This is a genomic window from Janthinobacterium sp. BJB401 (assembly GCF_013372745.1).
GTDB lineage: Bacteria > Pseudomonadota > Gammaproteobacteria > Burkholderiales > Burkholderiaceae_D > Janthinobacterium > Janthinobacterium rivuli.
The window spans coordinates 1-25,559 of the sequence record NZ_JABXFH010000064.1 but is presented as its reverse complement, the minus strand read 5'-3'; the positions used below and the strand labels follow the sequence as shown (position 1 = coordinate 25,559).

The 25,559-nt window shown below is 66.5% G+C and carries 13 protein-coding genes and 1 pseudogene; 12 read left to right on the top strand and 2 right to left on the bottom strand.

Annotated features, from left to right (window positions below):
• From HWE17_RS26230 to paoC, 6 genes and pseudogenes are all read left to right on the top strand, one after another.
• Positions 1–266, top strand: a pseudogene (locus tag HWE17_RS26230) (iron dicitrate transport regulator FecR); the annotation flags it as partial.
• Between the two features lie 143 nt (positions 267–409).
• Positions 410–13,015: a filamentous haemagglutinin family protein gene (locus tag HWE17_RS26225; RefSeq protein ID WP_176390802.1), complete on the top strand. Its 12,606-nt coding sequence runs from the start codon at positions 410–412 to the stop codon at positions 13,013–13,015.
• A 17-nt stretch (positions 13,016–13,032) separates the two neighbouring features.
• Entirely contained in the window at positions 13,033–13,731 is a 699-nt protein-coding gene (locus HWE17_RS26220; protein ID WP_176390801.1) for an RNA polymerase sigma factor, read from the top strand.
• Between the two features lie 76 nt (positions 13,732–13,807).
• Positions 13,808–14,455 (top strand): aldehyde dehydrogenase iron-sulfur subunit PaoA, encoded by a 648-nt coding sequence (gene paoA, locus HWE17_RS26215; RefSeq protein WP_176390800.1) that lies wholly within the window; start codon positions 13,808–13,810, stop codon positions 14,453–14,455.
• Positions 14,452–15,411: a xanthine dehydrogenase family protein subunit M gene (locus HWE17_RS26210; RefSeq protein WP_176390799.1), complete on the top strand. Its 960-nt coding sequence runs from the start codon at positions 14,452–14,454 to the stop codon at positions 15,409–15,411. Before paoA ends, HWE17_RS26210 begins: the two co-directional genes overlap by 4 nt.
• A 4-nt stretch (positions 15,412–15,415) precedes the next feature.
• Positions 15,416–17,614, top strand: coding sequence for an aldehyde oxidoreductase molybdenum-binding subunit PaoC (paoC, locus tag HWE17_RS26205; RefSeq protein WP_176390798.1), 2,199 nt, complete (start codon positions 15,416–15,418; stop codon positions 17,612–17,614).
• 51 nt (positions 17,615–17,665) lie between these two features.
• Here paoC and HWE17_RS26200 read toward each other — a convergent pair whose 3' ends face one another.
• Positions 17,666–17,959 carry a hypothetical protein gene (locus HWE17_RS26200; RefSeq protein ID WP_176390797.1) on the bottom strand — a complete coding sequence of 98 codons (294 nt, stop codon included), beginning with the start codon at positions 17,957–17,959 and terminating at the stop codon, positions 17,666–17,668.
• A 59-nt stretch (positions 17,960–18,018) separates the two neighbouring features.
• On the opposite strand from HWE17_RS26200, the gene HWE17_RS26195 reads away from it, so the two are divergent.
• The 5 genes from HWE17_RS26195 (at position 18,019) to HWE17_RS26175 (ending at position 23,925) form a co-directional block, all read left to right on the top strand.
• On the top strand, positions 18,019–19,554 hold the full coding sequence (locus tag HWE17_RS26195) for a hypothetical protein (protein WP_176390796.1): 1,536 nt from the start codon (positions 18,019–18,021) through the stop codon (positions 19,552–19,554).
• Positions 19,555–19,714: 160 nt separating this feature from the next.
• Complete coding sequence (gene corA, locus HWE17_RS26190) at positions 19,715–20,701, top strand: magnesium/cobalt transporter CorA (RefSeq protein WP_035827020.1); 987 nt, start codon at positions 19,715–19,717, stop codon at positions 20,699–20,701.
• 569 nt (positions 20,702–21,270) lie between these two features.
• Entirely contained in the window at positions 21,271–21,924 is a 654-nt protein-coding gene (locus tag HWE17_RS26185) for a transcriptional regulator (RefSeq protein ID WP_176390795.1), read from the top strand.
• Between the two features lie 4 nt (positions 21,925–21,928).
• On the top strand, positions 21,929–22,921 hold the full coding sequence (locus HWE17_RS26180) for an ornithine cyclodeaminase family protein (RefSeq protein WP_035818329.1): 993 nt from the start codon (positions 21,929–21,931) through the stop codon (positions 22,919–22,921).
• A gap of 32 nt (positions 22,922–22,953) precedes the next feature.
• Positions 22,954–23,925: a threo-3-hydroxy-L-aspartate ammonia-lyase gene (locus tag HWE17_RS26175; protein ID WP_176390794.1), complete on the top strand. Its 972-nt coding sequence runs from the start codon at positions 22,954–22,956 to the stop codon at positions 23,923–23,925.
• 173 nt (positions 23,926–24,098) lie between these two features.
• Here the strand turns inward: HWE17_RS26175 and HWE17_RS26170 are convergent, their stop codons facing one another.
• The gene (locus tag HWE17_RS26170) at positions 24,099–24,833 is read right to left on the bottom strand and encodes an aspartate/glutamate racemase family protein (RefSeq protein ID WP_217916898.1); all 735 of its coding nucleotides are present in this window, start codon (positions 24,831–24,833) and stop codon (positions 24,099–24,101) included.
• A gap of 45 nt (positions 24,834–24,878) precedes the next feature.
• Between HWE17_RS26170 and HWE17_RS26165 the strand changes: the two genes are divergently transcribed.
• Positions 24,879–25,559: AraC family transcriptional regulator (locus tag HWE17_RS26165; protein WP_176390792.1), on the top strand; the 681-nt coding region annotated here is incomplete at its 3' end.

The following is a 25,559-nucleotide window of genomic DNA, read 5'->3' as shown; positions in this document are numbered from 1 at the left end:
AGGCGGCCACGGCCGCTCCAACGGGCGAAGCGAACGCGTGGCGCACGGGCGCGCTGTCGTTTGCCGGCCAGCCGCTGGCCGATGTCGTCGATGAAATCAACCGCTACCGGCCCGGCCGGGTGGTGCTGCGCAATGCCGAGCTGGGCCGCCGCCTCGTGCGCATGCGTTTTTCCATCGGGCAAACTGACGGCGCGCTGGCGATGATACGCGACCTGTACGGCGCGCAAATGACCAGCCTGCCGGGCGGCATCGTGCTGCTCAGCTGATTCCTGGTTTCCCTGCGGCAGGGGAATCAAAATATTTTTCAAAAAGCATTATCCCTTCCGCCGCCCAGCTACGTCATGGAGGTATGGACGCTTGCGCTACCGCCAGGCTCCGTTCCCTACTCTCTAGCCAGGAAACCATTGCCATGACCAAGCTTCACACTGCCCAGCGCCCAGTCCCAAACGTTGACACGGACGCGCAGCGTACCTCCACGCTGGGCAGCCGCTTGCGGCTCACGCCGCTCGCATACGCACTGACCACCATGCTGATGGCGGGCGCCTTTGCCACGCCGGCGCGCGCGCAGCAGGCGTTCAGCGGCGGCTGGTTCGCGGCCAAGGGCGCGGCGCAAAATACGGCGGCCAACTCGGGCCGCCTGCCGAATGGCCAGCCGCTGCCGCTGGGCAGCCGTCCCGACGGCCAGCAACAGCAGGCGAACCAGCAGTTGCAGCGCTCGCTCAACAACCTGAACCTGGCCGCGCGCGCCATCGCCGCGCAGCAAGCATCCCAGGCGCAGGCGCGCCAGGCGGCCGCCGGCGGCGCCAGCGTGCCGAACGGCCTGGCGCAGGGCGGCTTGCAGGTCGACACCAACAGCCTGACGGCCGGCTGGCTCCATGCCCAGGGTCCCGTGCAGACGGTGGCGAACGGCAAGACGGCCGTGGTGGTGCAGCAGACGGCGGACAAGGCCATCCTGAACTGGGAAACGTTCAATGTGGGCAAGGACACGACCTTGACCTTCCAGCAGCAGAAGGACTGGGCCGTGCTGAACCGGGTCAACGATCCGCTGGCGCGTCCCAGCCAGATCCAGGGCCAGATCAAGGCCGATGGCACGGTGCTGCTGGTCAACCGCAACGGCATCGTGTTTACGGGCACGAGCCAGGTCGACACGCGCAGCCTGGTGGCGGCCGCGGCCCGCATCAGCGACGCGCAATTCCAGAAAAACGGCATCTACAGCCCCGGCACGGCCGGCGCCACGACGTTCACCGATGCCGCCGGCAAGGTGCAGGTGCAGGCCGGCGCGCGCGTCAGTAGCAATGCGCCCAAGGGCAGCACGGAAGGCGGTGGTTACGTGATGCTGCTGGGGACAGAGGTCCACAATGGGGGCGAGATCAATACGCCCAAGGGCCAGGCCCTGCTGGCCGCCGGCGACGGTTTTAGCATCAAGAAGGGCGTGGGCACGGATGGCAATCCGCTGTCGACCACGCGCGGTAGCGAAGTCACGCCGCAGTTCGCGGCCGGCAGCACGGCGGGCAAGGTCGTCAACACGGGCCTGATACAGGCGCGTGAAGGCGATGTCACGCTGGCGGGCCGCGACGTGCGCCAGGAAGGCGTGCTGCTCGCCACCACCACGGCCGCCACGCGCGGCACGGTCCACCTCAACGCCCTGGACAGCGACGCTGCCGTCACCGTGGGACGCGGCGCCACCACGGCCATCCTCGTCGAGGACGACGGCAAGACGATGGCGCTCGACAGCCAGCGCGACGCCATGCGCGGACCGGCCGTGTCGGCGGAACAGAATATCTCGCTCGTCAATGACCGCCGCGACCAGTCGCGCATCGAGATCGGCAGCGCCGGCACGGTGGAATTCATCGGCGACTCGCTGACCCTGGCCACGGGCGGCCAGATCGCCGTGAATGCGGCCAGCCGCAGCCTGTTGCGCGACGGGGCGCAGCTTGACGTGTCCGGCGCCGTCGGCGTCAAGGTGGCGATGGCGGCCAACAATATCGAGATCAACGTGCAGGGCAACGAGCAGCGCGATGCGCCCGTCAACCGCGACGGCAAGGCCCTGATCAACAACAGCATCTGGGTGGACCGCCGCAAACTCGTGTTCGTACCGAAGGGCACGAATGGCTATGACAGCGACCGCTGGTACACGGCCGGCGGCTTGCTGGAAGTGGCCGGTTATCTGGGCACGCAGGGGCACTCCGTCAGCGAATGGATGGGGCAGGGCGGCACCGTCAGCTTCGGCGGCAAGGATGTCGTCACGCAGCTTGGCTCCAGCATCAACCTGTCCGGCGGCACCCTGGACGTGCAGACGGGCGCGTTGCGCCAGACCTGGCTGAAAGGCGCGGACGGCAAGCTGTACGAAGCGGGCAGCGCACCGGCCGACTTGCCGTACGCGGGCGTGTACAAGGGTTACGAGGAAGAACATGCGCGCTGGGGCAAGGAAGCCAGCGCTTTCTACGCCAATCCCCTGATCGCCGCACAACAGCGTCTGGAAAACGGCTACACGGTGGGCCGCGACGCGGGCAAGCTGGTGGTGGCCACGGGGTCGGCCGTGCTGGAAGGAGCGATTGCGGGCGACGTCTTCCAGGGCGAGCGCCAGAGCCAGGCGCCGCAGGCGCTGCTGGACGGCTACCAGCAGTCGCAACTGGCGGCAGCGCAGCGGGGCCAGCTGGTCGTCGGCCAGTATCAGGCCATGTTCGACAAGCGCACGGGCGTGCTGCAGCATGCGCTGTCGGCCGTCATGGACGAGGTGCGCCTGACGCGGGTGCAGGACGGCATCGCCGCCGGCCTCGATGTGACAGGCGCGCTGGAGCCGGAGCGCCAGGGCAGGCTGCTGCTTGACACCAGCTTGCTGAACAATCAGCAACTGGGCGCCATCCGCATCGCCGCCAAGGGCGCGATCACCGTCGACAGCGCGCTGCAAGTGGCCGACGGCGGCAACATCACCCTGTTCGGCAAGGACGTGGCCATCAATAGCAGCCTGCGCAGCCATGGCGGCAGCATCATGGCCGGCAATGTGCTGAACCAGATCGGCGCGCTGGGCATGGCTGACACTGTCGTCAATCCGGGCGTGCCGCCGGGCACGTTGCTGCTGGCCGATGGCGTGAGTCTCGATACGAGCGGTCTGCTCAGCAACGTGCTGCGCGATCCGCTGGCCGCCGCCGGCTTGCCCTACCTGAACGGCGGCACGGTATCGTTGCGCGCGTTTGGCGACGTGCGCATCGGCAATGGCAGTCTGATCGACGTGAGCTCGGGCGCGGCCATCCTGTCGCAGGCGAAACAGCAGGGCGGCAAGGGCGGCAACGTGGCCCTGGCCAGCTATGGGCCGGAAGCCGACCTGGTGCTGGGCGAGGGCGCGCAAGTGCGCGGCCATGGCGTGGCGGGTGGCGGCAAGCTGGAATTGCAGGCCAACAAGATCCTGGTCGGCCAAGCCGATACCGGACAGAAAGGTACCCTGCAGCTGGAGGGCGACTTCTTCGACAAGGGTTTTTCCAGCTACAGCCTGCTCGGCAAGCAGGGCGTGACGGTGGCGGACGGCGCGCAGGTTGACGTGCGCATGCCCGTGCTGCGCGTGGTGGACAATGAAAAACTGGCCCTGTGGACGCCGGAACAGGTCACGGAAAACGTCGTCAAGGGCACCTTGACGCAGCGCAAGGGCGCCAGCCTGGCCCTGCAGGTGGGCGACGTGCAGTCCGATGCGGCCGACATGGCCAGAGCCGAGTTGCTGGTCGGCAAGGGCGCCGTGGTGAATGTCGATGCGGGCCAGTCGATCAAGCTGTCCAGCGTGGGCCAGCTGACGGTGGAAGGGCGGCTGAACGCCTGGGGCGGCAAGATCAGCCTCGGCGGCGTGGGCGTCGCCGTGAATGTGTCCGAAGCGGTGGAAGCGGCCGGCCATGGCCGCTCCCTGTGGATAGGCGAAAATGCCGTGCTCGACGTGGCCTCGCGCGCCGTCACGGCCACGGACGTGCAGGGCCGGCGCTACGGCAAGGTGCTCGATGGCGGCAGCATCGTCATCGGCGGCGAGATCGACCATGCGCAGGGCAGCACGTCGGCGGCTAGCCTGTTCGTCGTCGTGCGCGACGGCGCCGTGCTGGACGCTTCGGGCGCGCATGCGGTGCTCGATGTGAACGGCGCGGCCATCGACGTGGCCAGCGCCGGCGGCAGCATCGCGCTGGCGTCGAACAATGGCTTGTACCTCGATGGCCTGTTGCTGGCCCGGGCGGGCGGCGCGGGCGCGGCGGGCGGCAGCCTGTCCGTCGCCACGGGCACCCCCGTCTACCTGAAAGTGCTGGCCACGGACAAGGTGCTGCAGGGGCGCCAGCTGGCCGTGACGCAACGCCAGGGCGCCAGCGACCTGGCTGAACACGTGAACGCTCGGGATGCGGCGGCAACGCTGCAGTACGGCCACGGCCGTTTTTCCGTCGAGCAAGTGGAAGCGGGCGGCTTCGGCAGCCTGGCCCTGCTGGGCGCCGCCTCCTTCGATGGCGACGTGTCGCTGCATCTGCAGCAAAGCTTCCAGCTGTACGGCGCGCCCGTGCTGACACCCGGCAGCAAGCCCGGCGCGAAGGTCAGCGTTACGGCGCCGTATGTGCGCCTGGCCAGCATCAAGCCGGCCGGCAAGGATTTCTATGTCACGCCAGGCACGGCCGGGGAGTCGCCGATGGCTGGCCAGGTCAGCATCGCGGGCGACCTGATCGACGTGCGTGGCCTCGTCAATATCGTTGCCGACGACGTGCGCCTGAGCAGCCGCGGCGACCTGCGCTTCCTGCTGTCCCCGCTGGGCTGGGGCGGCGCGGAGGCGACGACGGTGCTGTCCTCGCCGGGCGACATGACCCTCAGTGCAGCCCAGTTGTATCCGGAAACGGGCGCTGGCGCCGCCGTACGCGTCGGTTATGGCCGCACGGATGGAGCGTTCGGCTACGACCCGGAGCGCAGCCTGCGCATCGCTCGCACGACGGATAGTCTGCCGGCCATGCCGTATTCCGCCTTCGGCTCGCTGGAACTGGAGGCCGCGCATATCGAGCAGGGCGGCGTGGTGCGCGCACCGCTGGGGCGCCTGGCGATCGGCGCGGCCCGCTATGAAAATGACAAGAGCCTGAGCGTCAATCTGCTGGCCAACAGCATCAGCTCCGTCAGCGGCGCCGGCCTGGTCATGCCGTATGGCGGCACGGTCGATGGCCAGAGCTGGAACGTGGATGGCAAGCTGGCCACCTTCATGGGCGTGGGCGGCTTCAATGCGCAGGGTGGCTTGCGCGTCGGCGTGGAAATGGCCGGCGTGGCCGTGCAGGTGCAGCCGGGCGCGCTGCTCGACCTGTCGGGCGGCGGCGAACTGACGGGCGCCGGCTTCATCGCGGGCCGCGGCGGTTCCACCGATGCGCGCTATCATCCGCTGGCGCAAGTGAATGCGAACGGCGGTTTCATTCTGCCAGGGCTGGCAACGAATCCCGTGTACGCCATCGTGCCCGGTGTGCAGGCGCCGCAAGCGCCTTCGGGCGCCGCCGATGCGGCCATCGGCCGGCAGGTGACGATAGGCAACGGCGTGCCTGGCCTGGCGGCCGGCACCTACACCCTGATGCCGTCGACCTACGCCTTGCTGCCGGGCGCCTTCCGCGTGGAACTGAACGGCCTGGCGGGGCAGGGCAGCGCCGGTACGCTGGCGCAGCCGCTGCGCAACGGTTCCTGGGCCGCGCCCGGCACCCTGTCGATCGCCGGCACGGATATCCGCGCGCCGCTGGCCAGCCAGCTGATCATCACGCCGGCCAAGGTCGTGCGCACGTATTCCCAGTACAACGAAATGGGTTATGCCGCGTTTGCCCTGGCCGATGCGCAAACGCGGGGAATTCCCCGCGCGATGCTGCCGGCCGATGCGAAAACGCTCAAGCTGAACCTGGCGCCCGGCGGCGGCCTGGAGACGTTCCAGTTCCACGGCACGGGCAAGTTCGCCGCGGCCGAGGGCGGCTATGGCGGCACCGTGGTGCTGATGTCGAGCAATACCTCCGCTGGCGAGATCGAGCTCCTCGCTGATGGCGCGCCGGCCAGCGGTGACGCGAAACAGGTCAGCATACGCGCTTCCAGCCTGAACAATATCGGCGCGGCGCGCATCGTGGTGGGCAATGCGCCCACCGTGGAATATGGCCAGGGCGGCAATTACGTGAATTTCGGCGTCCAGTCGGCGCGCGCCATTTACCTGCGCGCCGGCGCCGTCCTGTCGGCGCCCGAAGTATTCCTCGTCGCCCAGGATCCGGGCAATTCTGAACTGGGCGACGGCGTGATCGATATCGCGCCCGGCGCCGGCATCAACACCCTGGGACGCGGCAAGGCCGCCTACGACGCCAACGATGGCTTCATCTACCAGAGCCGCCCGGACGTGCACGTGCTGGCCGCGTCGAACGGCTTGCTCAATGTGGCGCCCGTCAGCGGTGCGACGCGCGGCGGCATCCGCATCGGCATGTGCGCCGACGCTTGCGCGGGCAGCGGCACGGCCAGCCTGTACTCGGAAGGCACCTTGCTGCTGGCGACCAGCGGCAGCTTCCAGCTCGACGACACGGCCCGCTACGGCACGCGCAACCTGAGCCTGGCCGTGGGCGCCATCAACATCGGCTCGAACGAGGCGCTGGCGGCGGCCCAGGCCAGCGGCACGCGTCCCGCTGGCCTGACCCTGAACCAGGGGCTGCTGGACCGTTTGCTGCGCGGCGACACCAGCACGGGCGCGCCGGCGCTGCAGGCGCTGATGTTGAACGCGGCCGACAGCGTCAACTTCTATGGCGACGTGGTGCTCGACACCTACGACAAAGTCAGCGGAAAATCGAACCTGGAGCGCCTGGTGCTGACCACGCCGGCCATGTATGGCCAGGGCGGTGCCGATACCGTGGCGACCATCCGCACGGCTAACCTGATCTGGGGCGGCGCCCTGTCGGCGCCCGGCAACGTGATCGCGCATGGCGCCGGTACGGGCAGCGGCACCCTGAACCTGGAGACGGAGCGCATCGATTTCGGCTTTGGCCCCTTCACGCAGCCGGCCGGCGTCGCCACCTTCGACCGCCTGGCGCTGGGTTTTGCCAACGTCAACCTGAAAGCGTCGGGCCAGGTCACGGCCAACCACAAGGGCAGCCTGTCCGTCTACCAGGCGCAGGGCGCGTATGCGACGGGCAAGGGCTTCCGGTACAGCGGCGGCAACCTGAATATCACCACGCCGCTGCTGACGGGCGACGCCGGCTCGTCGCACAGCTACGCGGCGGGTGGCGCGCTGGCCGTGACGGCGCCGGCCGGCGCGCCAGCCCCTTTCGCCAAAACTAACGCGGCGCTGGGCGCCCAGCTGGCCTTGAACGGCGACAGCGTGACCGTCGCGACAGCCGTGGTGTTGCCTGGCGGCAAGCTCACCGTCAATGCGCAGCACGACATCAGCGTGGCCGATGCTGCGCGCATCGACATGGCGGGCCGCAAGAGCACCTTCTTCGACGTGGATAAATACAGCTGGGGCGGCGACGTGGTCCTGGACAGCCGCGCCGGCGATATCCGCGCAGCGAGCGGCAGCGTGATCGACCTGTCGGCCGAGAACAACCGGGCCGGCAGCCTGAAGGCCGTGGCTCTCGATGGCGCGGCCGGCATGGTGGAGCTGCAAGGCAAGATACTCGGCGGCGCCAGCGGCAGCTACGACGCGGGCGGCACCGTGGTGCCGTACAAGCTGGGCAGCGTGGACGTGCGCGCGCAGACGCTGGGCGCGGGCGGCACCCTGGACAGCCAGTTCGCGTCGCTGAACAAGCGCCTGAGCGAAGGCGGCGTGACGGGCGCACGCAGCTTCCAGCTGAAACAGGGCGACCTGAGCATCGGCAATGAACTCAAGGCGGGCGAAGTGCAGGTATCCGTCGACAATGGCCGCCTGACGGTGGCCGGCACGATCGATGCCGGCGGCGAGCGCGTGGGCAGCATCCGCCTGGCCGGCAAGCAGGGCGTCACCCTGGCCAACAACGCCGTGCTCGATGCGCATGGCACCGTCCTGCGCGTCGACAGCTATGGCAAGATCATCGACAGTCCGAACCGCGCCACGGTGGAACTGAACGCGGGCGAGGGCACATTGGACCTGGCCGGTGGCGCGCAGATCGACGTGCGCCACGGCACGGCGGCCGTGCTTGGGAAGGGCAAGGGCGAACACGACGGCGCCGCGCGCGGCACGGTGGAACTGAGCGCGCCGCGCCTGGGCAGCGGCGGTGCGCGCACGGACGCTGACGCGGCCACCTTTGGCGACATCGCCATTACGGCCGGCGGCGGCTTCACCATCCGCGGCGCGAAATCGATCGCCGTCAACGCCATGCAGCGCTATGACGATGCAGCCTATGCCACGGACCTGTCGGCCAGCGGCCGCCCGTATCAGGTGGTCAACCAGGCATACCTCGACAGCAAGCATGCGGACAGCACGGCCTTTATCAATGCGGCGCTGGCCAACACGAACTTGCGCAATGGCAAGCTGGCGGGCTTGAACACGGCCGCGTATGCCGAGGCGCTGCACCTGCGTCCCGGCGTCGATATCGTCAGCAAGACGGCGGACGGCGACCTGGTGGTGCAGGGCGACCTGGATTTGTCGGGCATGCGCTACGCCAGCCTGAATCCGCGTTTTCAAGTGACGCATGCGCGCGGCTCGGGCGAGGTGGGCAGCCTGCTGCTGCGCGCCGGCGGCGATTTGAATATCTATGGCAGCATCAATGACGGCTTCGCGCCGCCGCCGTCCACGCAGGACGACAAGGGCTGGTTGCTGTTGCCGGGGCGCGACATCAACGGCAGCGACGTCATCGTGCCGGGTACGGGCGTGACCCTGGCCGACGGCACCATTTTCCCGGGCGGCGTCACGCTCAATTACGACGTGCCCGTCAAGGCGCTGAGTTTCCGCGCCAACACGCGCCTGCCCGTGGACGTGGTCCTGAACCAGGTGCTTACCTTGCCGGCCGGCACGGTCCTGGCGGCCGCCGTGCGCGACAGCGCCGGCAATGTCCTGCATGCGGCCGGCACCTTGCTGGCCACGGCGCAAACCCTGCCTTCCGGCACGCGCCTCGACGCAGGCAGCGTGATCGCGCAAATGGTCAAGGTGCGCGCCATGACCTGGCCGAAAGGCATCGCCTTGCCGGGCTTGCTGGGCGAGCGCAACGTGGTCACCCTCAGTGGCAAAGTGGTGCTGCCCGTCGGCGCGCTGATCCCGAACGGCACCGACGTCAAGCTGCTGCCCGGCGTGACGTCCATCGCATTGCGCCCGGAAGTGGCGGGGCGCCAGGGCGCGCTGTGGGCCATCGCACCGATGCTGGCTGAAGGTTCGCAATCGTGGGGCATGCGCGTGTCGGCCGGCGCCGACCTGGAGGCGGCCGACACGCGCAGCGTGCAGGCGCATCCGGCGCACGGCACCCTGCGCCTGGCCGACAGCCATTACGGCATGTATGGCGTCATGATCCCGCCGAAGGGCGTGCAGCACTGGACGCAGGCGGCGCAGGAGCTGGGCGAGCGCGAGGGCATCGTCGGCATCGTGGCGGGCGAACCGATCACCGAGGAATTCATCAGCCAGTTCGGCCAGACCGTGGCGGAGTTCTGCGCTGGCGACGCCAGCATGTGCGTGCTGAAGCTGGCTTATGTGTGGACCAAGGCCGGCGCCGAAGAATTCGCCGACCCGAGCGTGAAGGCGGGCGACGTGGTCGACCTGGCCGGCCTGGGCTGGCCCACCATGTGCGAGGAAAACCCCACCTGGTGCGGCACCTCCAACCCTACCTTCGACAACAAGGCGTCCAGCCTGCGCTACAGCGTGCTGCGCACGGGCACGGGCGACCTGGACCTGGTCAGCGGCGGCGACCTGCGCATGGATAGCCTGTACGGCGTGTACACGGCCGGCATGTCGTCGGTGGCGACGGCGGCCGGTGACCCGTACAACCTGCCGCGCGCGCGCAATCTGGACGGCACGGTGTTGTCCAACCCCGATGGCGCGCATGAGCGCCTGGTCGATGGCGGCGCAGACAGTCTCTACCGCGCCTGGTATCCGGACCAGGGCGGCAATCTGCTGCTGCGGGTGGCTGGCGACCTGAGCGGCTCGCTGGTCGGCGGGGCTGCCGCCACCAACGGGCGCCCCGTCAGCAAGGATGGTCCGGGCGATTCGGTGGCGGTGGGCAACTGGCTGTGGCGCCAGGGCAGCGGCGGCGTGGCCACGGGCGGTCCGGCCCAGCCGACGGCGTGGTGGATCAATTTCGGCAGCTATGTGGGCCGCGATTCCCTGGCCGATACCGTGCTGGGCTTTACGGGCTTCGGCACCCTGGGCGGCGGCAATGTGCGCGTCGACGTGGCCGGCGATGCGGGCGTGCTGGCGCCGAAGGTTGCCACCGTCTTCAACACCAACATCAATCCGCGCTCGCAGGGCTTGCTGCTGGCCGTGGGCAGCACGGGCCGCGTGCTGGCCGACGGCAGCCTGCAACTGACGGGCGGCGGCGACCTGGACCTGCGCGTGGGCGGCGGCCTCAATCCGTCCAGCCAGTCCGGTGGCGGCCACTTGAATGGCGCGCTGGCCGACTTGCGCGGCCACGTGGAGGTGGCCGCTGCCCAGCTGGGCAAGGTCGCGCTGCAGTACGGCACGCGCGCTACCGACCACGTGCCGCTGGAAACGCGCGCCTTCGACGCCTTCCGCGCCACCCGCGCCACGCCGCAGGGCGGCATGACCCTGGTGCCCGGCGACGCCACTTTCAATGTGGCCACCCTGGGCGACCAGGTGCTGCAGGATGTGGCCGACCCCGGCCGCGTACCGATGTTCAACGCCGCGTCGTATACCAGTGCGGCGGGCGAAGCGGGCGCCGGCTACAGCTGGTTCAGCCTGTGGACGCCGCGCACGGCACTCGACCTGTTTTCCGCCGGCGGCAACATGACGCCGCTGACCGCGCCGATCGGCACGGCCACCGACCTGGCCGTCGTCTATCCCTCCATCGTGCGGGCCGCGGCCGCGAATGGCAGCTTGTACTATGGCAAGACCATCACGGACTGGGGTGGCGCGACCGCGTATGCCGATCCTTTGCTGCTGGCGCCGTCGCCAAACGCCCAGCTGGAATGGCTGGCCGGCGATTCCATCTATGCGGGCGGCTACGCCGTCAGCCAGTCCGGCGCGGCCGCCGACAGCATGGCGACGCCGTTCAAGCCAGCGTTCGCGGCCTGGAACCTCAGGCCCGGCAGCCAGACTGCCCTGGGCGGCAATGTTTCGAGCACGGGCGTGCCGTCGTCGCAGTGGAACGCTCCGCTGTTCGCCTTCGGGCCCGATTCCGCCGCCGGCCCGGCCAACAGCGGCACGCAAGCGGCGCGCATCTACGCCGTGAAGGGCGATCTGATCGGCGTCAATAGCGGCCGCATGGTCGCGTTCTATGATGCCAAACACGCAGGCGTCACCTGGTACGAGGGGGCGCAACCGGTGTGGATGAAGGCGGGCCGCGATATCGTCGGCAGCGGCACGGCGCTGCTGGAAGCCATCGATGGCACGGGCGGTGGCGACATGATGTTCCGCAATTACAGCAACCTGTTCGTGCACAACAACGCATTTGACGTGTCGGTGGTGTCGGCCGGACGCGATATCCTGGCCAGTTCCTTCAACGTGGCCGGCCCCGGCACGCTCGATATCAGCGCCGGGCGCAATATCCTGATGCAGGACAAGGGCAGCGTCGTCAGCCTCGGCCCCGTCGTCGCGGGAGACAAGCGCCCGGGCGCCGGTATCGCCATGCAGGCCGGCGTGGGCGCGGCGGGCCTCGACTACCTGCGCTTCGTCAAACCCTATCTTGACCCGGCGAACGTGGCGCAGGCGGGCGTGCCGCTGGCCGACCAGGCCGGCAAGGTGGTGAAATCGTACGGCGGCGAACTGGCCACCTGGCTCGGTGAACGCTACGGCTTCAAGGGCACGGTCGCCGAGGCGCTGGCCTACTTCCTGGCCTTGCCGGCACCGCAGCAGCGCGTGTTCGCCCGCGATGTGTATTTTGCGGAACTGAAGGCGGGCGGGCGCGAGTACAACGATGCGGACAGCGCGCGTTATGGCAGCTTCCTGCGCAGCCGCAACGCCATCGCTGGCCTGGCGCCGGCCACGGACGCGAATGGCAAGGCGATTGCCTATACGGGCGACATCATCATGTACCGCGGCCTGTATTCCAAGTGGAACGACGGCGAGCAGCGCAGGGATTATTTCCCCCGCAGCGGTTACGTGCACACCAACTTCGGCGGCGATATTCAGATGCTGACGCCGGGCGGCAAGCAGGTGCTGGGCATCGAAGGCGAGGCACCGCCGTCGACTTCCGGCGTCATCACCAAGGGCGGCGGCAATATCGACCTGTTTTCGCACGGCAGCATTTTGCTGGGCCAGAGCCGCATCATGACGACGTTCGGCGGCGATATCCTCGGCTGGTCCTCGCAAGGCGACATCAACGCGGGCCGTGGTTCGAAGTCGACCATCGTCTACACGCCGCCCAAGCGCGTGTATGACAACTGGGGCAACGTGACCCTGTCGTCCGACGTGCCAAGTACGGGTGCCGGCATCGCCACCCTGGCGCCGATCGCCGAAGTGCCGGCTGGCGACGTGGACTTGCTGGCCCCGCTGGGCACCATCGATGCGGGCGAGGCGGGCATCCGCGTCTCGGGCAACGTCAACCTGGCCGCGCTGACCGTGATGAACGCGGCGAATATCCAGGTCAAGGGCGAAGCGAAGGGCATGCCGACGGTGGCGTCCGTCAACGTGGCCGCCATGACCAACGCCAGCGCGGCCGCCACGCAGGCGACGGCCGCCGCCCAGGACGTGGTGCAGCGCGAGCGCGCCGCTACCCGTTCCGCGCAGCCATCGGTGTTTACGGTGCGCGTGCTGGGCTTTGGCAATGACGCACCGCCCGACAGCGCGCAAGCGGCGCCGCAGGACGGCGCGCGCATCGAGGCGGCTGATTACAACCCGCGCAGCGCCGTGCGCGTGCTGGGCCTGGGCACGCTGCCGGAATCGGCCACGCGCCAGCTGACGGCGCAAGAGCGCAGCAGGTTGTCGCCATGATGGCCGGCGTGGTGAGTATGGCTGCTGCCTTGCCCCTGCGCATGGCCGGCATGGCCTGGTACCGCCCGGCCATCCGGCCCCGTCTGCAGGCGGCCAACGACATGGCGGCGCCAGGGCAGGGCGCGCAACTGCAGGCGGTGCTGGAAAGCAATTACGCGAGCCTGCACCGGCGCCTGGCGCGCCACCTGGGCTGCGCCGAGCTGGCCAGCGACAGCCTGCACGACGCCTGGCTAAGGCTGGGCACCTTGACGGCAGGGGATGGCGCGGCGCTGGCGCATAGCCCCGTCGCCTATGTGTTTCGCGTGGCGTGCAATGCGGCCATGGACAGCCTGCGCCGCAACCGCGCCTGGCTGTATGCGGACGAGGGCGATGGAGGTGGAGCTGGCGCTGGCGCCGCCGGCCTCGTCGATTTCCTCGCCGATACGGCGGCCGGGCCGGAACGCCTGGCCGAGCTGCAGGCCGACGTGCGCCGGCTGGCGCAGGCCGTCGAGCTGCTGCCACGGCGCCACCGGCAAGTGCTCGAAGCGCTGCGCGTGGACGAGCTGACCCGCCAGGAAGTGGCCGAGCGGCACGACATGTCGCTGCGCAATGTCGATACGGCCTTGCGCCAGGCGCTCGACCATTGCGCCCGCCACACGGGTTACGCGGCGCAGGGCGGCGTCGGCACGACCCGGCGCGGCCTGAGGTTGAACGTTCGTTCGCGTACAGACGCGTAGGAATCCGGCCGTCAGACTGCTGCTTCGGGCCTGCATGCGCCCACCCAGCCAGTCCACAGCCAGGAGGAAGCGCGACATGATAGAGTGTAATCACATCAATGCCGGCAGGCGCGGCGTGCTGATCGCCGGCGCGCTGTCGGCCACGGCGGCGGCCGTGCCCGGCGTCGCGGGAGCGGCGCAGGCCGTCAACACGGCTGGCCAGGCACCGCCAGTGCTGATGAAAGTCAGCCTCGACGTCAACGGCCGGCGCCACAGCCTGGAACTCGACACGCGCACCACCTTGCTCGACGCCTTGCGCGAACACTTGCACCTGACGGGCACCAAGAAGGGCTGCGATCACGGCCAGTGCGGCGCTTGCACCATCATGCTGGACGGCCAGCGCATCAATGCCTGCTTGACTCTTGCCGTAATGCATGACGGCGCCAAGGTCACCACCATCGAGGGGCTGGGCACGCCGGAGAAATTGCATCCGATGCAGGCCGCCTTCATCGCGCATGACGGTTATCAGTGCGGCTATTGCACGCCGGGGCAGATCTGCTCGGCCGTGGCCGCGCTGGGCGAGATCCGCCAGGGCATCCCCAGCCACGTCAGCATCGACTTGAACGCGGCCCCGCAGGCGACACCTGAGGAATTGCGCGAACGCATGAGCGGCAACATCTGCCGCTGCGGCGCCTACTCCAACATCATCGAGGCCATCACCGAGGTGGCGGGGAGGCCGGCATGAGAGTGTTCAGCTACCAAAAGGCCGCCTCGCCGGCTGAAGCGGCGGCCGCCGCCTTGAACACGCCGGGCGCCCGCTTCATCGCCGGCGGCACGAATCTGCTCGACCTGATGAAGCTGGAGATCGAAACGCCCGCGCATCTGATCGACGTCAATGGCCTGGCGCTGGATAAAGTGGAAGCAACAAAGGACGGTGGCTTGCGCATCGGCGCCCTCGTGCGCAACACGGCCTTGGCAGCCCACGCCACGGTGCGGCGCGATTATGCCGTGCTGTCGCGCGCCTTGCTGGCGGGCGCCTCGGCGCAATTGCGCAACAAGGCGACGACGGCGGGCAACCTGCTGCAACGCACGCGCTGCCCGTATTTCTATGACACGAACCAGGCCTGCAACAAGCGCGTGCCGGGCAGCGGCTGCTCGGCCATAGCCGGCTTCAGCCGGCCGCTGGCGATTCTGGGCGGCAGCGAGGCCTGCATCGCCACGCACCCGAGCGACATGGCCGTGGCCATGCGCGTGCTCGACGCGGCCATCGACACGGTACGTCCCGACGGCAGCACGCGCAGCATCCCGATTGCCGACTTTTACCGTTTACCGGGCAACACGCCGCAACTGGAAACCGTGTTGCAGCCGGGCGAACTGATCACCAGCGTGACCTTGCCCCGGCCCGTCGGCGGCATGCACGTCTACCGCAAGGTGCGCGACCGCGCCTCGTATGCGTTCGCGCTCGTATCCGTGGCGGCCATCATCTTGCCCAATGGTACGGGCAGGCTGGCCTTGGGCGGCGTCGCGCCGCAGCCATGGCGAGTGCCTGCCGCCGAGCAGGTGATCCCCGATGGCGCCGCCGCCGTGAGTGACCGCCTGCTGGCGGGCGCCAAGCCGACTGACGACAATGGCTTCAAGGTGACCCTGGCGCAGCGCACGATTGCCTCGGTGCTGGCTGAAGTGCAAGCAAAGAAAGGCTAGGGCCATGAAATTTACGACACCGGCGACCACCAATCCCATCGACCAGCTGAAAGTCGTGGGCCGTCCCACGGACCGCATCGACGGCCCCCTGAAAACCACGGGCACGGCGCCATACGCATATGAACAGAACAAAGCCGCGCCGCATGCCGCCTACGGCCATGTCGTCGGCGCGGCCATTGCCAGGGGCCGCATCGCGTCGATTGACACGAGCGCGGCGCGGCGCGCGCCCGGCGTGCTGGCCGTGGTGACGGCGGAATCGGCTGGGAAATTGGGCAAAGGCAAGATGAATACGGCCAATTTGCTCGGTGGCCCTGAAATCCAGCACTACCACCAGGCCATCGCGCTGGTGGTGGCGGAAACCTTCGAGCAAGCCCGCTCGGCCGCGCAGCTGCTCGACGTCAAATATATCGAGCAGAAGGGCGTTTTCGACCTGGCCAAGGCAAAAAGCACGGCCACCAAGCCGAAAGACGGCAAGCCCGACAGCAAGACGGGCAACTTCGCCGGCGCCTTTGCCAATGCGCCCGTGCGCCTGGACGCCACCTACACGACGCCTGACCAGTCGCACGCCATGATGGAGCCGCACGCCTCGATTGCCGCCTGGGAGGGCGACAAGGTTACGGTGTGGACGGCGAACCAGATGGTGGACTGGGGCCGTGGCGACCTGGCCCGCACGCTTGGCATTGCGAAAGACAAGGTGCGCATCGTTTCGCCCTACATCGGCGGCGGCTTCGGCGGCAAGCTGTTCGTGCGCGCGGAAGCCTTGCTGGCGGCCCTGGGCGCGCGCGCGGCCCAGCGTCCCGTCAAGGTGGCCCTGGCGCGCCCCTTGATGATCAACAACACGACGCACCGGCCCGCCACCATCCAGCGCCTGCGCATCGGCGCCACGCGCGATGGCAAGATCACGGCCATCGGCCATGAATCGTGGTCCGGCGACCTCAAAGGTGGGCAGCCGGAAACGGCCGTGATGCAGACGCGGCTGCTGTACGCGGGGCCGAACCGCATGACGGCCATGCGCCTGGCCGTGCTCGACTTGCCGGAAGGCAATGCCATGCGTGCGCCGGGCGAGGCGCCGGGCCTGATGGCGCTGGAAATCGCCATGGACGAGATGGCGGACAAGCTGAAAATGGATCCCATCGTCTTTCGCATCCTGAACGACACGAAAGTGGACCCGGAAAAACCGGGCCGGCCGTTTTCCCAGCGCCGCCTGATCGACTGCCTGCGCACGGGCGCCGTGGAATTTGGCTGGAAGGAGAGATCAGCGCAGCCGGGCATGCGGCGCGACGGCCGCTGGCTCGTCGGCATGGGCGTGGCGGCCGCCTTCCGCAACAACCTCGTCATGCAGTCCGCCGCCAGGGTGCGCCTCGATGGCAATGGCGTGATCACGGTGGAAACGGACATGACGGACATCGGCACGGGCAGCTATACCATCATCGCCCAGACGGCGGCGGAAATGCTGGGCGTGACCTTGAACAAGGTGGTCGTGCGCCTGGGCGATTCGGATTTTCCCGTCTCCGCCGGTTCCGGCGGACAGTGGGGCGGCAACAGTTCCACGGCCGGCGTGTATGCGGCCTGCGTGCGCCTGCGCCAGGCCATCGCCGGCAAGCTGGGCTTCGATGAGAAAGAGGCGCGCTTTTCCGATGGGCAGGTCAGCCAGGGCGACCGCAGCGTGCCGCTCGCTGCCGCCGCCTACCATGGCGACGTCGTCGCGGAAGACCACATGGAATACGGCGACCTCGATAAAAAATTCCAGCAATCGACGTTCGGCGCGCATTTCGTGGAGGTGGGCGTGGACGGCGACACGGGCGAAGTGCGCGTGCGCCGCATGCTGGCCGTGTGCGCGGCAGGCCGCATCCTGAACCCGAAAGCGGCACGCAGCCAGGTCATCGGCGCCATGACCATGGGCGTGGGCGCGGCCCTGATGGAAGAACTGGTGGTCGACCAGCGCCGCGGCTTCTTCGTCAACCACGACCTGGCCAGCTACGAAGTGCCCGTGCACGCCGACATCCCGCACCAGGACGTCATTTTTCTGGACGAAACGGACCCCATGTCCTCGCCCATGAAAGCCAAGGGCGTGGGCGAGCTGGGGATTTGCGGCGTGGCGGCCGCTGTCGCGAACGCCGTGTACAACGCGACGGGGGTGAGGGTGCGGGAGTATCCGGTGACCTTGGATAAATTGCTTGCAAGGTTGCCGGCCGTGGCGTAAGTCGTGGCCTAAGTGTTTGTAAACGCATAAACCGGACGCTTGCGTGGCTGGCTATTTTCCTGGGCCGGCCGCATCGTCCGGCCCATGCATTTCTGGCCTGCCAGCGTTGCAGTGGTAGTTCCTCCCTGCCATCGGTGCCGATGGTTTCTTCCCCGCCAAAATACCTTCCTTCATCGCCGACTGCCGTCCCATGCTGGCTTGCACTGGCGATAGGCCAGCCGTAGCGCATTCAGCTTGCCCATGCCGCGCTGCCGTCTGTGTCTCATTAATGAATGATTGATGCTTATTGCGTAAAAATAAATACTGCAGGAGTTTTTTGTCATAAATTGCAAGATCAGCATGCATGGCGATTTGTGGAACGTCTTCAATTCAACACGGCGGTGAATTTTGCGAAGGGATAGACCATGTCTTCCAACGATACGGAAACGCCACCGCATACGCCAGCCAATGGACCTCAGCCTGCCCCACTGGAGGCAAAAGAATTGCAAGATAAAAATATGGAACGCTTGCGAGCATATGCATCGTTCTCGTATCAGCTTGTGATCGCTGTTGGTGCCGTGATTACCTTTGCATACTTATTTTCTATAAACTTCTTTCCCGTTGGCCTGACTGCGGGCGAGGCCGTGCTTTTTGTCTTCATCGCGCTGGCGTTTGGTTTTGTATATTCAATATTCTGGCTATATGGAACTTTTTCTGCGTTGTGGGCGTTTCAGACAGTACTTTGGATAGTTTATAAATTACGTTCTCTTTATCATTTTTTGTTTCATGGGCGTCGTCCGCGTTCGGATATTTATTTTTTACACACCGCGCGCTGGCGGCCCGGCAAGCGATGGCAGCCTACCCGCATTCGCCGGTCCGGAAGAAAGACCGTCGCTGCGGGTAGCCAGAAAATGCTGCTTCCCCATGTTTTTCAGGGCTGGTTGCCCGGTCTGTCTTCCTTGATGACGTTTATGCTGATGGCCGCCGTCGCTTTTTCCAAAGCGAACGTAGTTTTCACGGAGTTCCTGGAGGCCTTCTTTTTTTCGGGAATTTTCACGTTACTGTTTTTATGGATAATTTCAAATATTCGGAAGTCAGCAGGTGGCAAGGCGCATGGTGCTGCTCCATCTTATTTTGTTCTGGGTTTGGTCTTTGCCGCATTCCCATTGGGTATAGTCATATTTTTTATTGGTGTAAAAGCGTTGCTGTTTCCGGTTTTCGCAGGCATAGGCATCAGGATGCCCCATGTCAGCATTGAATTGCCGGAATCGGAGCGTGGCAGCATCGACCGCGCAGCTGAAGTCCTTGGCCGGCCGCTGCTGGACTGTCGCAGGACTGCCGGCGGCCGATTACTCGTGCATGATGCAGATATCTTCTGGACAGCAGTGGGAAGCGTATCACTCGTGCAATTCAATATCAGCGAGTCCAGTGCCACGCCATTCGGAAACAGGGAAACAATATCAAGGAAAGTGGACTTGCGTATCGATACCGCGAATTTGCATATCATCAAGGCGGTTCCGCAACTCGATCCTTGTTTCGATATTTCCAGTGATATGGCGTTTCAAGCGGGAAGCCATGTATTAAGTTCTGCTGCGGTGCAAAGCCTGAAGGAAATGGTCGGCGCGATTAAAATGCGCGGCACTCCGGCGCATATTATTGTTCGTAGCCATGGTGATGCCGTCAATTCTGGCGGCGCCGCCGATGGAACATCGCCAGATAATCAAAACCTGTTGAAATTGCGGGCAGAGGCAGTTGCCGAGTTACTTACATCCCTGTTGATTGCCGACAAACCCAGCATGGCGTCAGAAAGTGCGGACAGCCATGAGCCACGGGTAAATTGCCCATTGGATCAACAGACGACAGCCCATCAAGTCGAGCAATGCAATGTGCCTAACCGCAGGGTTGAGGTATACGTCAACTACGCCCGCCCGAAAACCGGCGATCGCATTTCCTTGAATTAAACGCTGCGCCAGCCCCTGGCATTGGACGGGCGGTACGCGCATGCAGCGCCTCGTTTGCCCCCTCTGTGTTGCCAGCCTTGCACTTGTGTGTCGCATTCACGGTGGTTGCGGTTCTTTCTGGCAAGATGGTGCCTTGAGCCGATTTACTTCTGGAATGCGCATGGATTTGAATAATAATAAAGCTGTCGTGAACTGCACTGCCTATCGCAAGGGGCACAAGATCGACGATATTGCGGTGGAGAAAGTGGTCGAACTGCTGCAGGAAGCTGAAACCTTCGTCTGGATCGGCCTATTCGAGCCGGACCGTGGCACCATGCAGCGCGTCCAGTCTCTATTTGGCTTGCACGAACTGGCCGTCGAGGATGCGGAACTGGCGCATGAGCGGCCCAAGCTGGACGAATATGGCGATACCTTGTTCATGGTGCTGCACACGGCAAGCCTGGACGGCGGCCGCATCGAGTATGGAGAAACCCACGTCTTCCTCGGTGCCAGCTTCATCATTACCGTGCGTCACGGACCGTCGGTGGGATATGCCAAGTTGCGTGAGCGCAAGGAAACCGTCCCGGACAAGCTGGCCAGCGGTCCCGGTTATGTGCTCTATACCATCCTCGACTTTATCGTTGACCAGTATCTGCCGTGCATCGACCATCTGCAGGCCCGCTTTAGCCGGTATGAGCAGGACCTGTTCAAGCCGAATTTAAAAGAAGACAAGCTGGAAGACTTCTACAATTTGAAAACGGAGATACTGAAGCTGGACGCGGCGGCCCATCCGCTGCATGACATCTGCAACCAGTTGCTGCGCTTTCATGGCGATTTGATACCGGAGCAGACCCGCATCTATTACCGCGACATCCTCGACCACGTCAAACGGGTCACCCACACGGCGGGACAGATGCGCGAGCTGGTCAATTCGGCCATGCAGGTGGCGCTGGGGCAAATTTCGATCCGCCAGAACGAGGTCGTCAAGCGCCTGGCCGCCTGGGCCGCCATCCTGGCCGTGCCCACCATGGTCTTCAGCCTGTACGGCATGAACTTTGAATTCATGCCGGAACTGAAGTGGCGCGGCAGCTATCCGGCCGTGATCGTCGTCATCATCGCCGGCTGCTACTGGCTGCATCGGCGATTGAAGCGCGAGGGGTGGCTGTAGGGCACACACGCGGCCGCCATGCAAACATTGGCGAGTATTGCCGCCGAATTAGCTGCTACGATGAAATCAAGCGTCCAAGGCTGCTGCAAGACCTCCTTGGCGCGGATACCGTTTCCTGCCGGCGCCGCCACCCCAGAGGCGCCAGCCTGGACAACACCGCGTATCCGGCGCCACAAGGCTCCTAGTTTCCAGGAGCCTTTTTTTGCCTATTCCTCTTGCACCGCCCCGGCCGCTTCGAGTATCAGCGCCGCCACCTCGGCGGGACGCGAAGCGAGCGAGGCATGGCTGGCTCCAGGGGGATGACCTTGCGAGCGCCAGGCGCGCCGCCATGCGTTCCTGGTTGACGGGCGCAATCATGCGAAGCACTTCCACCGGCACGGCCTGGTCCATGGCCTGCAACGCTATCGCTGCGTGCCTTGCGGCAAAACCTTCAACGCCTAGATACTCGATGCCAAAAGAATACTGTCCTCTGCAAGCCTGCTCAGAGCCAACCTGGGCACGTTCCCACATCTGATGGTGACATAGTCAAAGTCTTTGACATTTTTTCCAGAACTGGATAATCTGTCTGCATGAAAAAACCTGCCGCCCCCGCCGCCATCGCCCGCAACGCCGAACAAGTCCTGCTGCTGGAGCAGATCAAGCAGGTGGCCGACGGCCTGGCGCGCACTTTTGCGCCATTTTGCGAAGTGGTGGTGCACGACTTGCTGGCACCCGAACATGCGGTGCTGGCCATCCACAACAATTTGTCCGGGCGCGCCGTCGGCGAGCCGGCGACGGAACTGGGCCTGGCGCGCATTCTCGATCCGGAGTATGCCCAGGTGGTGGCCAACTACCCCAACAAATTCGCCGACGGGCGGCAAGCGAAAAGCACCTCAATCGGCATCAAGGATGGCGAGGGCCAGTACATCGCGGCCCTGTGCCTGAACGTGGACCTGACCCTGTTCCAAAGTTTTCAAAGCGCGATGAACCAGTTCGTTGCCGTCGACGCGGGCGCCGCGCCGCGGGAATCGCTGGATCCGGCGGGCGCCGACGCCATCCGCGCCCGCATCGACCAGTTCGCGGCGCGCCTGGCCGCCTCGCCGCGCACCCTGAAAACCCCGGCACGCCGCGCCTTGCTGCAGGAATTGCGCGCGGCCGGCCTGCTCGACGTGCGGCGCGCCATGGAAATCATCGCCGAACATCTTGGTGTCTCGCGCGCCGCCGTCTACACCTACACCAGGTAAGCCCATGCCCACTTTCCCTGATACCCATCCGTCGGCGGCGCGCCTGCTGCTGCTCAATGCGGCCGCTGTCGCCGCCCACCTGCAGGCGGACGACGTGCTGGCCGCCGTGCGCGAGGCTTTCGTGCTGCACAGCCGCCAGCAGGGCCGCGTCTTTCCCGTCATCCGCGAAGCGCTGGCGACGGGCGGCGTGTTCGGCATCAAGGCTGGCGACGTGCCGGCCGAGAACCTGCTGGGCTTCAAGGCGGCCGGTTTCTGGCCCGCCAACCGCGCCGTCGGCGGCGAGCCGCACCAGGCCACCATCATGCTGCTCGATCCGGCCACGGGGCGCCCCGTGTGCATCATCGACGGCAACGCGATCACCACGGCGCGCACGGGCGCGGCCGGAGCCCTGGGCCTGCGGCAGCTGGCGCGGCCCGATAGTGTATCACTGTGCGTATTCGGCACGGGCGTGCAAGCCACGGTGCAGGCCGAGTACGCGCTGCGCGTGTTGCCGCATCTGCACCAGCTGCGCTATGTCAGCTCCAGCGGCCAGCCGCATGCCGCCTTCGAGGCCATGTTTGCCGGGCGCATCGCCATCGCCCATGCGCCCGACGCCGACGAGGCCGTCGCCGCCAGCGATGTGGTGATCACGGCCACGCCGGGGCGCGCACCGCTGTTCAGCGCAAACGCCGTGCGGCAGGGCACCCACGTCAGTGCCATTGGCGCCGACACGCGCGGCAAGCGCGAACTGCCCGAAGGCTTGCTGGCGATGGCGCGCATAGTGGTCGACGACGTGGCGCAGGCGCGCAGCATCGGCGAAGCGCAATGGGCGCCGCAGATTCCCTGTCAGAGCCTGGGCGACTTGCTCGACGGGCGCGCCAGCTTGGTGCGGCACGCGAGCGACATCACCGTGCTCGATCTGACCGGCCTGGCCCTGCAAGACCTGACGGTGGCGCGCCTGATCCACCGCCAGGCGCTGGCGGCCGGCAGCGGCACCGAGATTTCCTGGCCGTGGTAAGGCCAGTCTTCACTTTTTGAAAGGCACACAGCATGCAGAATCTGACTCTTCCCACCTATGCCGACGTGGTGGCCGCCGCCGGACGCATCGCGGGCCACGCCCACACGACGCCCGTCATTACGTCGCGCACCGTCGACGCGGAGTTTGGCGCCGAAGTCTTTTTCAAGTGCGAGAACCTGCAGCGCATGGGCGCTTTCAAGTTCCGCGGCGCCTACAACGCGCTGTCGCAGTTCGACGCGCAGCAGCGCCGCGCCGGCGTGGTGGCTTTTTCGTCGGGCAACCACGCCCAGGCGATCGCCTTGTCGGCCCAGCTGCTCAATATCCCCGCCACCATCATCATGCCGCACGATGCGCCGGCCGCGAAGATCGCCGCCACGCGCGGCTATGGTGGCAACGTGGTGCTGTATGACCGCTACACGCAGGACCGCGAGCAGATCGGCCGCGATCTGGCCGAACAGCACGGCATGACCCTGATTCCGCCGTACGACCATCCCCACGTGATCGCCGGTCAGGGCACGGCCGCCAAGGAACTGTTCGAGGAAGTCGGGCCGCTCGATGCCTTCTTCGTGTGCCTGGGCGGCGGCGGCCTGCTGGCCGGTTCGGCCCTCGCCACGCGCGCGCTGTCGCCAGCCTGCAAGCTGTATGGCGTGGAACCGGAGGCGGGCAACGATGGCCAGCAATCGTTCCGCGCGGGGCAGATCGTGCACATCGATACGCCAAAAACCATCGCCGACGGCGCGCAGACGCAGCACCTGGGGAACATCACCTTCCCGATCATCCGGCGCGACGTCGACGACGTGCTGACGGTCAGCGACGCGGAATTGGTTGAGCGCATGGGCTTTGCCGCCTCGCGCATGAAGCTGGTGATTGAACCGACGGGCTGCCTGGGTTTCGCTGCCGCCCTGCAGATGAAGGAGCAGCTGCACGGCAAGCGCGTGGGTATTCTGATCAGCGGCGGCAATGTCGACATGCAGCGCTTTTGCGAACTGCTGGGCGGCGCATGATTGATGCGAACGGGATGATCGTGCTGTCTGCGCAAGTGGCCGCGTCCAGGGGCGTGCCCGCTATCGCCGGGGCTGCGGGGATTTCCGGGGCTATACCAGCGAGTATCCAGCCGGACCGGACTTCCAGACGCGCCAGGCGCCGCAACTGATGGCCATGCTGGGGCAGCCGCACGTCAGCCTTCGCCATCCAGGATGAAATCGATGGCCGCTTGCGCATGCAACAGGGTGCTGTCGAGCAGCGGCAGGGCGCTGTGCTCCTGTTGCAGCAGCAGGCTGATTTCCGTGCAGCCGAGGATGACAGCTTGCGCTCCGCGCGCCGCCAGGGCATCGATGGCGCGGCGGTAAACGTCGCGCGATGCCGCGCGCACGATGCCCGCGCACAGTTCGGCGTAGATGATGTCGTGCAGGGCGTCCTGCTCTTCTTCCGGCGGCACCAGCACGGCCAGGGCCTGCGCTTCCAGGAGCGCGCGCAGGAATGGCTGCCGCATGGTGAAGGCCGTGCCCAGCAAGCCCACCGTGCGCAGGCCTTGCTGGCGGGCCGTGCGGGCGACGGGATCGGCGATATGCAGGAAGGGCAGCGGCACGGCGGCCGTGATGTCCCCGGCCAGCAGGTGCATGGTATTCGTGCACAGCACGATGGCCTCGGCGCCGCCCGCCTGCAGGCGGCGCGCGGCGTCGCACAGGATGGCCGATGCATCGTGCCAGCGCCCCGCGTGCTGGGCCTGCTCGACAGGACCGAAGTCCACGCTGTACAGCAGCAGCGGCGCCGAGCGTAGCGGCCCCAGTCGGGCGCGCACGCCTTGGTTGATGATGCGGTAATATTCAACACTGGATTCCCAGCTCATGCCGCCGATCAGGCCGATTGTGCGCATGTTTGTCTCCGTCAGGATGGATTGATGTGAGGACATGCAGTATCGCCAGGACTGGCGCAGGCATCTATCAGGAAATTTCACATGGACCAGTCGGATCATCGCGCGCGCAAGGAGCTGCCAGGCATGGCGGTGCAGCCTGTCGCCTTTGCGGCGGGCCGCTGGCTGCTGCTGCTGTTGCCGTGCGCGCCATACAGCGCGCGCGATCCCGCGCAAGTCCATTCCCTGGGCGTGTCGCTGCAGCGCCAGCGCGGCGTGCATGCCATCGGCGCCGACCGGCGCGGCGATTTCGACACCTATCCTGGCGTGCTGGCCCAGACGCCGGCCGGCGTCGACGTGTTTTCCGAATCGGCGCACGGCGGCGAATACCTGGTACTGCGCTGGTCCGGCGAGGAGACCATGGCGGCCCGGCGCCTGGAAGTGGCGGGGCATGCTGCCGCGCTGGCCGTGGCGCGCAAGCTGCGGAGCTTGCTGCTGGCGCCGCAGGCCGATGCCCTGGCGCTGGAGCAGGGTGCGCTGGACTTGCTGGCCTTGCGGCCGGGCCAGGCGCCGGCCAGAGCGCCTGCCGGCTGCCCGTGCATGGCACGGGTGCTGGAACGCATCGCCGGTGAGTTTGCCCAGCCCCTGAGCCTGGAGCAGTTGGCCGCCGCCGAAGGCATGCCCGTGCTGCGCTTGCTGCGCGATTTCAAGCGGGCCACCGGCATGACGCCGCACGCGCATATCGTGGAAACGCGCGTACAGGCGGCGCGCGTCTTGCTGCGCCAG

Bases quoted from the DNA above. Each gene is read 5' to 3' on its own strand.
- HWE17_RS26225 (WP_176390802.1), top strand. From the start codon at position 410: ATGACCAAGCTTCACACTGCCCAGCGCCCAGTCCCAAACGTTGACACG.
- HWE17_RS26220 (WP_176390801.1), top strand. From the start codon at position 13,033: ATGGCTGCTGCCTTGCCCCTGCGCATGGCCGGCATGGCCTGGTACCGC.
- paoA (WP_176390800.1), top strand. From the start codon at position 13,808: ATGATAGAGTGTAATCACATCAATGCCGGCAGGCGCGGCGTGCTGATC.
- HWE17_RS26210 (WP_176390799.1), top strand. From the start codon at position 14,452: ATGAGAGTGTTCAGCTACCAAAAGGCCGCCTCGCCGGCTGAAGCGGCG.
- paoC (WP_176390798.1), top strand. From the start codon at position 15,416: ATGAAATTTACGACACCGGCGACCACCAATCCCATCGACCAGCTGAAA.
- HWE17_RS26200 (WP_176390797.1), bottom strand. From the start codon at position 17,959: ATGCATGCTGATCTTGCAATTTATGACAAAAAACTCCTGCAGTATTTA.
- HWE17_RS26195 (WP_176390796.1), top strand. From the start codon at position 18,019: ATGTCTTCCAACGATACGGAAACGCCACCGCATACGCCAGCCAATGGA.
- corA (WP_035827020.1), top strand. From the start codon at position 19,715: ATGGATTTGAATAATAATAAAGCTGTCGTGAACTGCACTGCCTATCGC.
- HWE17_RS26185 (WP_176390795.1), top strand. From the start codon at position 21,271: ATGAAAAAACCTGCCGCCCCCGCCGCCATCGCCCGCAACGCCGAACAA.
- HWE17_RS26180 (WP_035818329.1), top strand. From the start codon at position 21,929: ATGCCCACTTTCCCTGATACCCATCCGTCGGCGGCGCGCCTGCTGCTG.
- HWE17_RS26175 (WP_176390794.1), top strand. From the start codon at position 22,954: ATGCAGAATCTGACTCTTCCCACCTATGCCGACGTGGTGGCCGCCGCC.
- HWE17_RS26170 (WP_217916898.1), bottom strand. From the start codon at position 24,833: ATGTCCTCACATCAATCCATCCTGACGGAGACAAACATGCGCACAATC.